This window comes from Pseudoalteromonas aquimarina, from assembly GCF_049257255.1.
Classification (GTDB): domain Bacteria; phylum Pseudomonadota; class Gammaproteobacteria; order Enterobacterales; family Alteromonadaceae; genus Pseudoalteromonas.
On record NZ_JBMMUG010000016.1, the window covers coordinates 1 to 16,478 of the forward strand.

8 protein-coding genes and 2 pseudogenes are annotated in these 16,478 nt (G+C 41.7%); 9 read left to right on the forward strand and 1 reads right to left on the reverse strand.

The genetic code is table 11. From position 1 onward, the window contains the following. Both AAEU29_RS20900 and AAEU29_RS20905 read left to right on the forward strand, forming a co-directional pair. Positions 1-370 (forward strand): annotated as a pseudogene (locus tag AAEU29_RS20900) (glucose/galactose MFS transporter); the annotation flags it as partial. Next, complete coding sequence (locus AAEU29_RS20905) at positions 363-2,900, forward strand: glycoside hydrolase family 3 protein (RefSeq protein WP_421975106.1); 2,538 nt, start codon at positions 363-365, stop codon at positions 2,898-2,900. The pseudogene AAEU29_RS20900 and the gene AAEU29_RS20905, both read left to right, overlap by 8 nt. A gap of 47 nt (positions 2,901-2,947) precedes the next feature. Here the strand turns inward: AAEU29_RS20905 and AAEU29_RS20910 are convergent, their stop codons facing one another. Continuing rightward, the gene (locus AAEU29_RS20910) at positions 2,948-6,580 is read right to left on the reverse strand and encodes a sensor histidine kinase (protein ID WP_421975107.1); all 3,633 of its coding nucleotides are present in this window, start codon (positions 6,578-6,580) and stop codon (positions 2,948-2,950) included. 614 nt (positions 6,581-7,194) lie between these two features. Between AAEU29_RS20910 and AAEU29_RS20915 the strand changes: the two genes are divergently transcribed. From AAEU29_RS20915 to AAEU29_RS20945, 7 genes and pseudogenes are all read left to right on the forward strand, one after another. Further along, positions 7,195-10,146 (forward strand): TonB-dependent receptor, encoded by a 2,952-nt coding sequence (locus AAEU29_RS20915; RefSeq protein ID WP_421975108.1) that lies wholly within the window; start codon positions 7,195-7,197, stop codon positions 10,144-10,146. Positions 10,147-10,251: 105 nt separating this feature from the next. Continuing rightward, positions 10,252-11,808, forward strand: a complete 1,557-nt coding sequence (locus AAEU29_RS20920; protein ID WP_421975109.1) for a tryptophan halogenase family protein — start codon at positions 10,252-10,254, stop codon at positions 11,806-11,808. Positions 11,809-11,823: 15 nt separating this feature from the next. Further along, positions 11,824-12,549 carry a SapC family protein gene (locus AAEU29_RS20925; protein WP_421975110.1) on the forward strand — a complete coding sequence of 242 codons (726 nt, stop codon included), beginning with the start codon at positions 11,824-11,826 and terminating at the stop codon, positions 12,547-12,549. 1 nt (position 12,550) lies between these two features. Continuing rightward, positions 12,551-13,570 carry a cupin-like domain-containing protein gene (locus AAEU29_RS20930; RefSeq protein ID WP_421975111.1) on the forward strand — a complete coding sequence of 340 codons (1,020 nt, stop codon included), beginning with the start codon at positions 12,551-12,553 and terminating at the stop codon, positions 13,568-13,570. 25 nt (positions 13,571-13,595) lie between these two features. Next, positions 13,596-15,080 carry a tryptophan halogenase family protein gene (locus tag AAEU29_RS20935; RefSeq protein ID WP_421975112.1) on the forward strand — a complete coding sequence of 495 codons (1,485 nt, stop codon included), beginning with the start codon at positions 13,596-13,598 and terminating at the stop codon, positions 15,078-15,080. 20 nt (positions 15,081-15,100) lie between these two features. After that, the gene (locus tag AAEU29_RS20940) at positions 15,101-16,138 is read left to right on the forward strand and encodes a glycoside hydrolase family 16 protein (RefSeq protein ID WP_421975113.1); all 1,038 of its coding nucleotides are present in this window, start codon (positions 15,101-15,103) and stop codon (positions 16,136-16,138) included. A 145-nt stretch (positions 16,139-16,283) separates the two neighbouring features. Next, positions 16,284-16,478 (forward strand): annotated as a pseudogene (locus AAEU29_RS20945) (glucose/galactose MFS transporter); the annotation flags it as partial.

Here is a 16,478-nt window from a genome sequence, read left to right on the forward strand (position 1 = left end):
AGTGTCTGGTGGTAAAGTACTGGCCTTTAATGCTGCCCTTGCTATCGTACTGATTGTGGTATCAATGTTAAGTTCTGGCCCTATCGCCATGTGGACAATGCTCGCTGTGGGTTTATGTAACTCTATTATGTTCCCAACTATTTTTAGTCTTGCCATTAACAACTTAAAAGAGCACACCTCACAAGGGTCGGGCATTTTATGTTTGGCTATCGTTGGCGGTGCCATTATTCCTGTGTTCCAAGGCATGGCGGCTGATACGATTGGCCTTACGCTCTCATTTATTATTCCTGCTGTATGTTACGTATTTATCGTATTCTACGGTGTGAAAGGACATGTGCCATCAACTACTCAAGGACAAATCAATGAATAAACACCTGTTCTCGCTCTCAGCACTTTGTTTGGCACTGAGCGGCTGTATGTCGGGCAATGACAATGCCAAAACAACAAACACTAAAAACGATATTTGGCCAAAAATCACAAGTCCTGTGAAATACGATGCTGCGCTTGAAAGTAAAATTGATGCGTTATTAGCGAAAATGACACTAGAGCAAAAAATCGCGCAGATGATCCAACCTGAAATTCGCAATATCACCGTTGAAGATATGCGTCGTTATGGTTTTGGTTCTTATCTAAATGGGGGCGGTTCGTTCCCAAATGGCGATAAACACGCTACACCAGAAGACTGGATTAAGCTCGCCGACGATATGTATATGGCGTCAATTGATGACTCACTCGATGGATCTACGATCCCTACTATGTGGGGCACCGACGCAGTGCACGGCCATAACAATGTGATTGGGGCAACACTATTTCCACATAATATTGGTTTAGGCGCGGCAAATAACCCAAAGTTAATGGAACAAATCGCGGCTATCACAGCAAAAGAAGTGATGGTAACCGGTATTGACTGGGTATTTGCACCAACAGTTGCAGTTGTTCAAGACGACCGCTGGGGCCGTACCTATGAAAGCTACTCTGAAGATCCAGCACTTGTTCGACGTTATGCGGCATCAGTGGTAAAAGGCTTACAAGGCGAAGTGGGTAAAGACTTTTTAGGCAATGAGCGTGTAATTAGTACAGTAAAACACTTTGTAGGCGATGGTGGCACAGTAGACGGTGACGACCAAGGCGATAATCTATCATCTGAGCAAGACTTATTTGATATTCACGCACAGGGCTATGTTGGCGGTTTAAATGTTGGCGCACAGTCTGTAATGGCTTCATTTAATAGCTGGCACGGCGAAAAAGTACACGGTAACAAATACCTACTTACCGATGTGCTAAAAGACAAAATGGCTTTCGATGGCTTTATCGTTGGTGATTGGAATGGTCATGGGCAAGTGGCGGGTTGTAGCAATGAAAGTTGCGCGCAATCAATTAACGCTGGCCTTGATATTTTTATGGTGCCTTCTGATTGGAAAGCCTTAATGGGAAATACCATCGCACAAGTAAACGCTGGCGAAATTGCACAATCGCGTGTTGATGACGCTGTGCGCCGTATTCTGCGGGTAAAATTCCGCGCGGGTTTATTTGATAAGCCGCGTCCTAAAGACAGAGCGCTTTCGGGTAAGACTGAGTTAATTGGCCAAGCAGCGCATCGTGACGTTGCCGCACAAGCAGTACGTGAGTCGCTAGTATTGCTGAAAAACAACCAGCAACTATTACCGTTATCACCAAAACAGCGCATTTTAGTGGCAGGTGATGCAGCAGATAATATTGGTAAACAGTCAGGCGGCTGGACAATCACATGGCAAGGAACGAATAACCAAAATAGTGATTTCCCGGGTGGTTCATCTATTTTAGATGGGCTACGCAGTCAAGTTACTGCCGCGGGCGGTACACTCGATTACAGCCTCGATGGCAGTTACTCAGAGAAACCAGATGTTGCGATTGTGGTTTTTGGTGAAGAGCCTTACGCCGAAGGCCATGGTGACCGTGCAAGCCTTGAGTATCAAGCGGGTGAAAAACGCGATCTTGCCTTACTTAACAAATTTAAAGCTGCCGATATTCCGGTTGTAGCCGTGTTTATTAGCGGCCGCCCTATGTGGGTTAATGCTGAACTCAATGCCTCAACTGCGTTTGTTGCAGCATGGCTACCTGGCTCAGAAGGTGCGGCGATTGCCGATGTGCTACTTCGTAATGCAAATAACAGCGTGAATGTTGAATTTAAAGGTAAACTGCCATTTAGCTGGCCAATCAACCCAAATCAACACATTGATTTTTATAAAACCAGTGACGAAAAACCGTTATTTGCATACGGTTATGGATTAACATCCAAATCAAATACTACCGTATCAAACGACTTACCTGAGCAATTTGAGCGTAAAGCGGGCGATGTAAAGAGTGTGTCTATTCTCGAGGGTGAAGTGAAAAAGCCATGGCAAGCATGGTTGTTCTCAGGTGATAACAGTGAACAAATTATGTCTAGCACCATCAGCCTTGAAGGTATCAATTACCGTACCATTGATAAAGTTATTCAAGAAGATGCACGCAAAATTTCTATCACTGGCGAAAAACCAGCAGGTCTTCGTTTTGCAAGTAAAAGCCATTTCCGTGAAGACTTAAGCAACTTAGTATCGGACAAAGCGCAATTAGTCTTTGATGTGAAAGTCGATAGCAACAATGCTAAAGATGTGTGGTTAACCATGAATTGTGAAGGCACCGCAGATGTACCGGGCAGCTGTCACAGTAAAATGGACATTGCAAATTTACTCAATGCAAAGGCAGATGGTCAATGGCATACCCTTTCCGTTGATTTAGCTTGCTTTACTCAGCAAGGCATTAAGTTTAATCAACTGGTAGTGCCATTTGAAATTGGTTCATCACAGGCGCTGGAGTTATCGCTAGCCAATATTAAAATAGTGCAATCTGAAACACCTGCTATGCATATGTGTCAGTAGGTTTCCTGCCCACATTAAAGCCCTTTTCAAGTGATTTGAAAGGGGCTTTATTCACTAATTACATTCACAAAACATTCAATTTCAAATACCGCCCCTTGATTTTCTACCCGTCGACTGGTGATTTCGCCATTTAGTAACTGGGTGACTAAGTTATAAACAATGTGCATTCCCAAGCCGCTACCTCCTTGATTGCGTTTAGTGGTTACAAAGGGCTCAAACATGCGTTCGCGCACTTCTTCCGAAACACCTTTGCCATCATCTTGATAAAGCACTACGAGTTTACCGTTATTAAGTGTCACCGAAATTGCGATATTGCCTTTACTTAGGCCATCAAAACCATGTGTTACCGAGTTTTGTATAAGATTAGACATCACTTGATACCAAGCACCAGGATAGGTTTCGACAATTAAGCTCGGCGAACACGCTATGGATATAGTGATTTCTTTGCCTTTGGTTAAGGGGGAAAGTGAGGTACGCAATTGCTCCAAATAATCGCTCACTTGTACATCACGCATTTGCTCAGAAGATTGATCGACCGCCACTTGTTTGAAGTTTGAGATTAATGCTTCTGCACGTTCTAAATTGCGCTGTACTAATTGATATGCTTCTCTTTGCTTATTTATTTCGTTAACTAGCGTAGCTTGATTAAGGGTTTTATTTGCCAATTGCGACTCAATAAGTGCAATACTCTCCTCTGAAGATGAAACACCTGTAATGGCGATGCCAAGTGGGGTGTTAATTTCATGGGCAACACCGGCCACTAAATTACCCAGTGACGCCATTTTTTCACTTTCTATTAAGTCTTGCTGCATCTTTTCAAGCTCATCTAACGTTTGCAGCAATTGCTGATTGTTCTGTTCAAGTTGCAGCGTACGTTCTTGTACTTTTTCTTCTAGCGAATGGTTTAGTTTTTCCAGTGCCAATTCATTTTCTTTCAGTTTTTGAATATCTTGAATACCACCTGCGATACGCTCTGCAATACCTGAGCTATTTCGGCTAACTACTTTTCCGCGGTCACGTACCCAACGAAAGCCACCGTTTTTTTGTTTAACCCGAATAGCGATTTCGTAACTGTCAATTTCACCTGAGATACAGCGCTCTAGTTTGTCTTCAAGTAAAATACAATCTTTTGGGTGCACATAATGATGTAATTCATCTAACAATACTTCATCTTTTCGTGAGCCAAAATCAAGATGGCTGCTTACACTAAAGCGGTGAATAGTATTGTTGGCAATATGCCAATCCCATAAGTCATCGCCACTTGCCCATAAACTAAGCTCAAAGCGTTCATTTAATTGCTTCATCACATTGTTATCAGAGAGCACCTGGCGGTAACGTTTCACCCGCGAGTAAATAATCAATGTACTGATAATTAAAGCCATTATCACATAGCTTACTTTTGCCAGTTTAGACGCCCACCAAGGGGGAACTATGATGAGATTTAATTGATGCGCAGCGGATGCATTATTAAAACGGTCAACTAAATACGCTTCTACCGTATAATCGCCAGGATTTAAGTTAATTAAATCAATCTGGTTACGTCCCTGCTCTAATTTAATCCATTTATCGCTTAGGCCAACGACTCGATAATACAAATGAGAGAGTTTGTCCGATGCCAAACTCGTTGAAGAATAAGCAAGCGAAAGAATATTTTGCTCCGCCCTAAGCTTCAGTGATTTGGTAAGCTCAGGCACCGTAGTAAGCTCAATTGAATTTAACGGCGTGAGCTCTTTTTCAAGCACATTAATTGAACTTAACTGCACTTTAGGTTTTTGCCCTGCATTTTCAATTGCACTTGGGTAAAACTGATTAAAACCATTGGCACCACCTAAAAATAAGCGCCCTTTATTAGTTTTTAGCACCGCATTAAAATTAAATTCGTTCGATTGAATACCATCATTTCTAAGGTAATTTCGAATGCTGAAGGTGTCACTGTGAATATAACTAAGGCCACCACTCGTACCCGCCCAAAAGTTACCATTATTGTCTTTAACAAGTGCCCAAATTGCATTATTTGCAAGGCCATGTTTGCGCTCAACGATGCGTGCCAAAGTCATGTCAGGATTAACAATACTAAGGCCTTTATCAGTAGCAGTCCAAATTCGCTGCTGTTCATCTTGTTCAATCATAAAAACTAAATCTGAGCTTAAACCTTGTGTTTGATTTATCGAAACCAAGGTGTTGCCATCAAATTTAAATAACCCCATGCCAATACTGCCAAACCATAAATTATCGCCATCACTATAAAGCCCTGTTGCATGGGCTGGCGCGTTTTTATTTTCAGGAATAAAGTGATTAAACAGATTGTTCTCGGGGTTAAATGTCAAAAGGCCTTGGCTTCTTGAGCTAAAGATGAGCTGCCCTTTAAAACTTATTACCGAATTAAAGCTTTCTACAACTTCGCCATTAATTTTTGGCTTAACTAGCCAAGTATTGCCTGTTGATAAATCAAGTTTTGCCAAGCCTGCGCCTCGACTGGTGATCCAAAGCGCATCACCAAATATAAAAAGATCGGTAATAAATGTAGTGTTTAACTTTTTAAGCGATGGATAAACACTTTCAGCTGCATAAAATTGTTTATTTTTATATAGGTAAATACCTTTTGAAGTACCAATCCAAAGGGTGCCACTTGCATCAAGTGCAAAGGTTCTTACATCATAAAAATCGCTGGTTCGCACTGCATTTTTAAAGTTATAAACATGACCAAATGCGTTACTTAATTCGCGATAGTGGTAAAGCCCTTGTGTTTCTGTACCTAACCAAATATCTCCTTCTTGGCTTTTATATGCCGATAACACTGTATTTTCTGAAAGCCCTTTTTGATTGCCAGGTTGGCGTTTGAAGTGATGAATAATTTCACCCGAAAGGGATAACTGAAATGCCCCTTGGCTGGATGCAATAAGTAAATCAGCTGGCAATAATGTTAATTGAAACACCTCTACCATCTCGTTAATTGGTAGCTGGTTACACCACAGTTTCGTTAAAGGAGCCAGCTTATAAAGGCAAGCGCGCTGTTTGCTATCTATTACCGCGATAGCATTTTCTCCAAGACCGACCAACTTAAAGTTACCAGCTATCAGCAAGCTGCTTTCAGTTGTGTCAGTTTGTTTTGATAAAATGCCGTTTTCAGTTAAGGCAAACCATTTCTCTTGCCCAATATGCACAGCTTTAATCTGACTTGTAGTAAATACATCTTGCGCTGTCAGCAGGCCTTTGTCTGATTGATAAATATAAAGTGCATTGTCATCCGTTGTGATGACAAGCGCATCATTGTGGCACGATAAGCTTTTGATACGTTCAACCGACTGGTCCTGTTTATTAATATCAACGCGCTCAAACTCGCTGGTTTCAAAATGATAACGAGAAAGCCCCGTTTGTGTACCAATCCACAGAAAATCTTCTTGACTGCAAAGTGCCGTAATAAAACCACCTGCAAGATTATTTGAAAGTGGCTGCGCCGGAAAAAAATGCTTAAAGCGTTTGCCATCAAAGCGGTTTAAGCCTGATTGTGTACCAAGCCAAATATAACCAAATTTATCTTGTGTAATTGCAGTCACAGAAGCTTGGCTTAATCCATTATCAAAGTCATATTGCTGCATAACTTGGGCGATATCATCAAATACCACTGCTGTTTGCGTTTGTGACCAAGTAAATTGTGCGAAAAGCGTTAACAATAGCAATAAGCTCGCCCAAAGCGCGCTTAGAAAAAGGTTTATTATTGGGGAGCGTGAAGCACGCTTTAACACCATTTTTTGCATTAATTAATAATGGTTAGCGTAATAATATCCGTCAAATTTTGATTTCAAAAAGAAATGAACTTGTGGCGAGTTTTCGGAGTGTTTTTAGTTTTCAACTCTTAGAACTTAAATAAACCAATGTGCGTTAACAAATGCTCACTCACAGCCTCAACTTTCAACAATGATATTTACTTTTCACGCTTTTTTGACTTTTTAAACAGCAATTAACATACAAAAAATAAATAAAAGTTAATTTTATTTTTAACATTAAACAATTAAATTGAATAACAGACAAAACCCAACCAATTGATTTTTAATACCTAATATATCTATATAACAAATATCTCAGTAATTCTTACTAACCATAAATAAAATTAATTGATCTTTATTTAGTTCTGACTTACTTTTATGTAAGCGCTTACATTGTTCGCGTTTTTATTTCCCGAGAAATGAAAGCGCTTACATTTCTCGGAAAGGGAAATTGAGCGTTCTGTTAATTCAACAACATTATGACAATAATTCTAATAAGAACTGATATCTAAATTAAGGCAGACAGCATGAAAAACAATCGCTTTGCAAAGACAAAGATAGCCACCAGTCTCTCCGTAGTACTAGGGGTTTTATCTACGCCAATGTACGCCGATGAGGCGACAAAAGACGATGTGGAAGTTATTGAGGTCAAGGGTATCCGTGGCTCTGTAATCAAGGCTTTGGATGTAAAACGTTCGGCAAGCGGTGTTGTTGATGCAATCTCTGCTGAAGATATTGGTAAGTTTCCTGATACAAACTTAGCTGAATCGCTGCAGCGTATTTCAGGTGTATCTATTGACCGTGCCAATGGTGAAGGTAGCAAGGTAACTGTTCGTGGTTTTGGCCCAGAGTACAACCTTGTAACACTTAATGGCCGTCAGATGCCAGCATCATCACTTGAAGCAACTACTGCATCAACATCACGTGCTTATGACTTCGCAAATATTGCCGCTGAAGGCATTGCTGGCGTGGAAATCTATAAAACAGGTAAAGCAAGCGTACCATCTGGTGGTATGGGTTCAACCATCAACATACTGACCACTAAGCCGCTTAACTCACCAGGTCAAAAAGCGACATTTGGTTTAAAAGGTGTAATGGATCAATCAACTGACGAAGGTGCATCAATCACACCTGAGCTTTCAGGTTTATACAGCAACACCTTCGCTGAAGATACAATTGGTATTGCACTCTCAGGCTCTTACCAAGAGCGTGAAAGTGGCAACGTACAAGCTAACAGCGGTGGCTGGCGTACTTTCCCAGGCAACATCAATGGTTGGGACTGGGGCGGCGGTAATGCTGAGTGGGGCGGTTTAATTCCAGATGGTGATAACGCGCACACTAACTACCCAAGCGCTGATTCGATTTACTCAGTGCCGCAAAGTTTAGGCTATGCATTCCACGAAGTGCAACGCACGCGTACCAATGGTCAAGCGGTTATTCAGTACCGTCCAATGGACAATGTAACTGCAACACTTGACTACACGTATGCGAAAAACGAAGTATCTGATCAATACAACGATGTTTCTGCATGGTTTAACTTTGGTCCGTCAACAGGCGAATGGTCAGACGGTCCAATTGCAGCGCCAATTATTTATTCTGAAGCGTTTGGCGCACCTGGCGATTTAGCAATGGGTGCTGGTAGCTTCGATACGGTAAACGAAAACAAATCGCTTGGTTTTAACGTTGAATGGCAAGTTAACGATAACCTTGAACTGCGTTTTGACTACCATGATTCAAGTGCTGAATCTCGTCCAGATAGCCCTTACGGAAGTAACAACGTAATTGGTATGGCAACTTGGGTGCGCTCAGTAACTACTGCCGATTTCAGCAAAGACTTCCCTGTACTAAGCATTACTTACCCTGATGGCTTTAACGGCATTCAGAGCAAAGATATGCGCGTTACCGGTAGTTCATTCCGTAACAGCATGATGCGCAGTGATGTAACGCAAGCACAGTTTGACGGTACTTTTGTGTTTGATAATGGCGACCTTTCAAGCATTGATTTTGGTATTTCATCAACTGAAGTGAAAAACCGCTCAGCGTTTTCTAACGTACAACAAGACAACTGGGGTGGTCTTGGTGCAGAAGGTGACTTAAGCGGCATTGATTTTGTGCTTGATGATGTAGGTTCACATTTTGATGTACCAGGTGCTGGTTCAAATATGTTACTTGAAGAATTCTTCCGTTGGGATTTCGACTCAGTTCGTCAAACTGCCAACGACCTTTATGGTGCACTTGGTTCAGCGGGTGATTGTGGTACCTCTTTCTGTGCGTCTTCAAACTACACTACAGACCGTCGTACTACTGAAGAGCAGCTTGCAGCATATGTACAAGCTAACTTCCAAGGTACCATCGTAGATTTACCTTACAACTTAAACATCGGCTTACGCTATGAGCAAACTGACGTAACATCAGCTGCATTAGTACCAATTTACAACAATATTGCGTGGGCGGGTGATAACGAGTTCAACTTAGTTGCAACTGGTGAGCAAGGCTTTACTAACCTAACAGGTGATTACAGCAACTTCCTACCAAATGTTGATTTCAACATTGAAGTAGTTGAAGACTTATTAGTTCGTGCCTCTTACAGCAAGACCATTGCTCGTCCAAGCTATGCAGATATCCAAGGTGGTCAAACACTTAACTCGCTAGTGCGTATTGACGGTGGTACTGGTAGCCGTGGTAACCCTGACTTAAAACCATTTGAATCTAATAACTTAGATCTTTCTGTTGAATGGTATTACGACGAAGGTAGTTACGCAGCTGTTGGTTATTTTGTCAAAGACAGTACAAACTTCATCGGCCGTACCACGGTTGAAGAAGAGGCGTTTAGTCTAACTCACCCAGCAATGGGCGACCGTTATGCTGAAGCTGTTGCAGCTGTGGGTAATAACAACACGCTCATTCGTGAATACATCAAAGAAAACTACCCAGAAACACTGGATGAAAATGGCTTTATCTTAGGTGTACCGGGTGATGACTTTGCAAAATTCGACATCACAATTCCTGTTAACCAAGAAGATGCAAAAATCTACGGTTGGGAATTTGCAGTTCAGCACCTATTCGGCGAATCAGGCTTTGGTGTAATTGCCAACGCAACGATTGTCGATGGTGATATCGATTACGATAAAGAATCACAAGATGAGCAGTTTGCAATCCTTGGTATGAGTGACTCGTATAACTTTATCGCATTTTACGATAAAGACGGCATTCAAGCGCGTATTGCTTACAACTGGCGTGATGAGTTCTTAGCGAGCACCGTTAATACACTTGGCTTACAAAACCCTATTTTTGTTGAAGAATACGGTCAGTGGGATGCAAGTGTAAGCTACGAGTACAACGAGAACCTGACACTCTTCTTAGAAGGTATTAACCTTACAGATGAGTACAGCCGTACCCATGAGCGTTCGTCGTTACAGGTTGTTAACGTGACGCAAACTGGGCCTCGTTTCAACATCGGTGTACGTTATACCTTTTAAATAACCAAAATAGCGAAAAAGCCGCGTTTTGCGCGGCTTTTTCGCAAATCTCTCAGTAGCATCTAATATAACTATTATGTGACTGAAAAATCAGGTGTTGTAGTAATGACAAATGCAGTAAAAAAGGTTGTAATTGTGGGCGGTGGCAGTGCTGGATGGTTAAGTGCCAGTATTCTTGCAGCCGAGCACAGTAATGCGTCATTACCTTCCCCTATTCAAATTACGCTGATTGAATCAAGTGACATTCCCACTATTGGTGTGGGTGAAGGAACTTGGCCTTCAATGCGCGACACGTTACAACAAATCGGTATTTCCGAAACCACTTTTTTAAACGAGTGTGATGCCTCGTTTAAACAAGGCTCTAAATTTATCAACTGGCGCACTGCAAGTGGCGACAGTTACTTTCATCCGTTTTCGTTGCCCGAATCCTTTAATCAACTGAATTTGGCTGTCCATTGGTTACCTTACCAACATGAAGTGCCATTTGAACAAGCTGTTTGCTTTCAAGATGCTTTGTGTAATGCACAACTTGCACCTAAACAAATTTCAACGCCTGAATACAACTTTATTGCAAACTATGGCTATCATCTTGATGCAGGAAAATTTGCGCCTTTACTTAAATCACATTGCACAGAAAAACTCGGGGTTATGCATATTGATGACAACGTGCAAGATGTTAGGCTCACAAGTAATGGCGATGTGGCATCGGTGTTTACCGAAAAACACGGTGAAATAACTGGTGATTTATTTATCGACTGTAGCGGCCTTCACAGTTTATTAATTGATAAAGCACTTAAAGTCCCTTTTGTTAGTTGCAAAGAGGTGTTATTCAACGACCGCGCACTGGCAGTACAAGTGCCCTACCAACATCCTGACGACAATATTAATTCGGCGACTCACAGTACCGCTGTCGCTAATGGTTGGATTTGGGATATAGGACTGCAATCACGTCGCGGCATTGGTCATGTTTATAGCAATGATTTTTGCACCAAAGAGCAAGCTTTCGACGCACTTGCCCGTTATGTGTCAGATACCTCAAATTGTGATATCAACAAACTCACCGTGCGCGAATTACAAATTAACCCAGGTTACCGCGAAAAGTTTTGGCATAAAAACGTGGTTGCCATTGGCATGTCAGCAGGATTTATCGAACCTTTAGAAGCCTCGGCTATCGCTTTAATCGAGCTATCTGCCAAATTTATTCGCGATCAATTTCCGCAAAATAGAGCGATGATGGACGTCATTGCCAAACGCTTTAATAAAAAATTCCATCAGCGTTGGCAGCAAATTATTGATTTTTTAAAGCTGCACTACGTGTTATCAAAGCGCGATGACTCAGCATATTGGCGCGCTGCAACAAGTACCGAAACACTATCACAAACGCTGCGCGATAAATTACTGTTATGGCAATATCAAACGCCATATCTTTATGATTCATTTGAAACAGAAGAGCTATTTCCCGCAGCAAGCTTTCAATACATTTACTATGGTTTGAAAGGGAAAACTGCGTTTAACCCGTCGCAAAAATGGCATGCTGAACACGCTAAAGCAAAAGCGCTGTTTCAACAAAATCAACAAAAACGAAACCAATTACAACAACAGTTAGAGCCAAACAGGGTATTGCTAAACAAAATTAAGCAATACGGCTTAACAACGATTTAAGAAAGGTGGCCCTCGATGGCAAAATTTGAATTAGTTAACAACATTGCTCATAAAAATATTAAAGTAAACACCAAAGCAAGTGCGCAGTTTGGCGATAATGTCTGGTTTGCACTGACCTTTCCTGATGAGTTTCGCGCCATTCAAAACCAATACCCTATTTTCTTTCAGAAAAACAGCGTAACAGGCCAGTTTATGCCTGTTGCTTTAATGGGTGTTAAGCAAAATGAAAATCTGTTCTTAACTGACGACGGCTGGGATGGTTATATTCCTGCAACGATCAAGCGTCATCCATTTGCTATTGGCCATCAACAGCAAAACCAAGGCGGGCAAACTGAGCTTACACGCGTTTTAACCATTGATATGGAAAGCCCGCGTGTAAACGAAACACAAGGCGAAGCACTGTTTTTAGAATATGGCGGCAACAGTGATTACCTAGACCAAATGGCTGATTTAATGGAGGCCATTCACCATGGCGTAGAAAAAAGCGCTCACTTTATTGAAACACTGCTTGGCTATGAGCTCATTGAACAATTTACTTTAGATGTGACTTTAAACGACGGCTCGCAAAATCAAATGCTTGGTTTTTACACCATAAACGAAGATAAATTAGCGGCGCTTTCTGACGAGCAAACTCTTAACCTTGTTAAACTCGGCTACTTGCAAGCGATTTACTTTGTTATTGCCTCACACGGCAATATTGCAGAGCTTGTTAAACGTAAAAATAAACAGCTAGGTCTCTAATATGAACTTAGAGAGCATCAAACCCGTTACTGAGCTTACTAACATTACCAGCAAAGATATTTCTGGTGCGTTATTAAGCTCAGAAACACCTTTGCTCTTTAAAGGTGCTTGCAGCCATTGGCCCATGGTACAAAAAGCCATTCAGTCTAATGAAGCTGCTGCACAGCATTTACTCTCGCATTATACTGGCGAGCCAATCAATGCATTTTACGGCGAGCCAGAAATTAACGGCCGTGTTTTTTACAATCAAAATATGGATGGTTTTAACGTAAATGCGCACCAATTACCGCTGCATTTAGTGATTGAAAAGTTATTGTCATGCCAAAATGATGCGAAAGCTCCCACGGTATATATGGGTTCAACAAATACCGCTCGTTGGTTCCCAACCCTTGAAAACGAGCATGACTTTTCACTTGCAAACGCTTCGCCACTAACCAGTGTGTGGCTTGGAAATCAGAGTAAAATAGCAGCGCATTTTGACTTTCCCACTAACCTTGCCTGCAACCTTGCAGGTAAAAGACGGTTTTTGCTTTTTCCACCTGAACAAATCGAAAACCTCTATGTTGGCCCCTTAGAATTTGCCCCAGGCGGACAAGCCATAAGCTTGGTAGATTTTGAAAACCCCGACTTTGACCAATTCCCAAAATTTGCCGAGGCGCTAGAACATGCTCTTATCGCTGAATTATCACCGGGAGATATCTTATTACTGCCCAGTATGTGGTGGCACCAGGTTGAAGCCAAAACAGGCTTCAACCTGCTGCTTACCCATTGGTGGCGTGACACATCCGCATTTTATGGTCGCCCAGATAACGCGCTAGAGTTGGCAATTTTATCTTTGCGTAGCTTGCCAAAAGCACAACGTAAAGCCTGGCAAGCCTTATTCAATTATTACGTATTTAATGACGAACTAGACTCGCTTGAACATATTCCAGAACATGCAAAAGCAGCGCTCACTTTGCCATTACCAGAGCAGCAAGCATTAAAGTTACGCGCAAGTCTTCTTAACAAACTAAAACGATAGAACACCGAAAGCAGTGGAGATACAGATGCAAAACAAAGTAAAAAACGTCGTAATTGCAGGTGGTGGTACCGCAGGTTGGATGGCCGCGGCGGCCTTTAGCAAACTGCTTGGAAACACGATAAATGTCACACTTGTTGAATCTGATCTTATTCCAACCGTAGGCGTGGGCGAGGCAACAATCCCGACTTTGCATATCTTCCATCGTTTACTCGGCATTAAAGAGCCTGAATTTATGGCGGCGACCAATGCGACGTTTAAATTGGGCATTAAATTTGAGAATTGGCGCCAAAAAGAGCAAGACTACATCCACTCGTTTGGCTTTTTAGGGCCTGACTGCTGGGCCTGTGGTTTTCATCACTTTTGGCAAAAAGGCAAACAACAAGGCTATGTATCTGAGCTCGGTGATTATGTTGCAGAACATTTAGCGCAGCGTGAAGGTCGCTTTGCGGTATTACCAAACCAAGATATGAATCACGCCTACCACTTAGATGCCGCACTTTATGCTAAGTTTTTACGCGGTATTGCAGAGCAACACGGCGGTAAACGTGTTGAAGGCACCATAGATGAGGTGTTACAAAACCCAGAAACCGGATTTATCACTGCATTAAAACTGACCTCTGGCGACATTATTGAAGGTGACCTATTTATTGATTGCACTGGTTTTAGAGGACTTTTAATCGAGCAGACTCTGCACGCGGGTTATGACGATTGGAGCCATTATTTACCATGCGACAGTGCCATTGCAGTACAAACTGAAACCGTCAGTAAACCGGTTGCATATACTCGCTCAATCGCACGTGACGCAGGCTGGCAATGGCGAATTCCATTGCAAAACCGCACCGGAAATGGCCATGTATTTTGCAGCAAGTATTTATCAGATGATGAAGCAGTTGCGACATTGCTTGATAATATTGAAGGCGAAAGATTAAACGAGCCACGTGTTATCAAATACAAAACTGGTGCGCGTAGAAAGCATTGGGTTAAAAACTGTATCGCCGCAGGCCTTTCTTCAGGCTTTATTGAACCATTAGAATCAACCGGCATTCACCTATTTCAAAAAGCCATTGTCCGTTTACTGCAACTGTTCCCAAATGATGGTTTCAATCAAGCGGATATAAATGAATACAATGAACAAACTCGCCTTGAAGCGCTGAGTATTCGCGACTTTATTATTATGCACTACCACATTACTGAGCGAACTGATACGGCATTTTGGCGCTATTGTAAAACCATGCCGATTCCAGACTCTTTGCAACATAAACTTGATCTATTTGAACAATCTGGCCGCATTTTCAAAAAAGAACACGATCTTTTCGCCGAAACTTCTTGGGTACAGTGCCTGCTTGGCCAAGGCTTAGAGCCTAAAAGCTACCACCCAATTGTCGACAGCATGAGCGATATGGAGCTGAAAAACTTTCTGGATAATGCTAAACGCAATACGCGAAAGAAAGTAGATAAATGGCCGGATCATTGGGAGTTTATTCAATACTACTGCGCAACTGCTAAATAAGTTTGAAGGGCTATAACACAATGAAATGGATTACTGTATTTGCAGCTTTTTCGAGCATCATGTCACTCAACTTAAGTGCTGCATCACAAAACAGCTCTAGTGGCTATCAAACAACACCCAATACAAAGTGGCAGCTTGTTTGGCAAGACGATTTTTCTGGCGAAACACTTGATGGCAGTAAATGGAATATCGAAGTGAACTGTGATGGCGGCGGTAATGACGAGCAGCAATGTTATACCGCCAATAACGACAACCTGTTTTTAAAAAACGGCGCTTTGTATTTAGTTGCGAGAAAAGCAAACGATAAAGCATTAAAACCTTTTACCTCTGGGCGCATCAATTCCAAGGGTAAAGCTGAATTTAAATATGGCCGCTTTGAAATCAAAGCCAAACTGCCATCAGGGCAAGGGGCGTGGCCAGCCTTTTGGATGCTGCCTAGTGAACAAGTTTATGGTACTTGGCCAAAGTCTGGCGAAATAGACATTATGGAAAGCGTTAATCTTAAAGTGCCACTCAAAAACGGTAAAATTGAAAACACCGTTCATGGCACGCTTCACTACGGCCATGATTGGCCAAACAATGTCTATTCAGGAAAAGCTTTTGATTTTGGTGGTAAAAGCAACCCTGCAGATGGCTTTCATCTTTATAGTGTTGAGTGGGAAGAAGGCGAAATAAGGTGGTATGTAGACAACATTTTATATGCGCGCCAAAAACAAACCCAGTTAAACGAAAACGGGAAATTCGCCCATCAAGGCTGGTATACCCTGAGCTCAATTAACAATAGCCAAAAGCAAGACGTATTATATTCAAAAGCCCCTTTTGATCAGGCGTTTCATTTAATTCTAAATTTTGCTGTTGGCGGAAACTGGCCAGAAAATACAGGACAAAAAGGGGTAGATGCTAACGCCTTTGACGAAAATAACCCGTTTATTATTGAGTATGTAAAAGCTTATCAATGCCAAGCAGATAAACACACTGGTAAAGGGTGCGCAAGCTTGCCTAAGCTGAAATCTAGTTTAGATAAGTTACTTGTTAATGGTAAAGCCCCAACCATGTAAAAATAAAAACCTATTAATCAATGGGTTAGCTTTTTAAATTTTATGCAATCGTATGTAATGCTTTCAACTAAGTTACATATTGTATACTTTAGCGTTTTAATATTAATAACTACAAAAAATTGACAACATATTAAAGGAAACGACATTGAGCTCACCCAATCCACTAAACCAGACCGTGCAAGTTGAGGCAAATAACACCTCTAACACCCAGTTTGCACTCGTTGCTTTAACTAGCCTCTTTTTTATGTGGGGTTTTATTACCTGTCTTAATGACATTTTAATTCCCTACTTAAAAGAAGCTTTTACCCTTAATTACACCCAAGCAATGCTTATTCAGTTT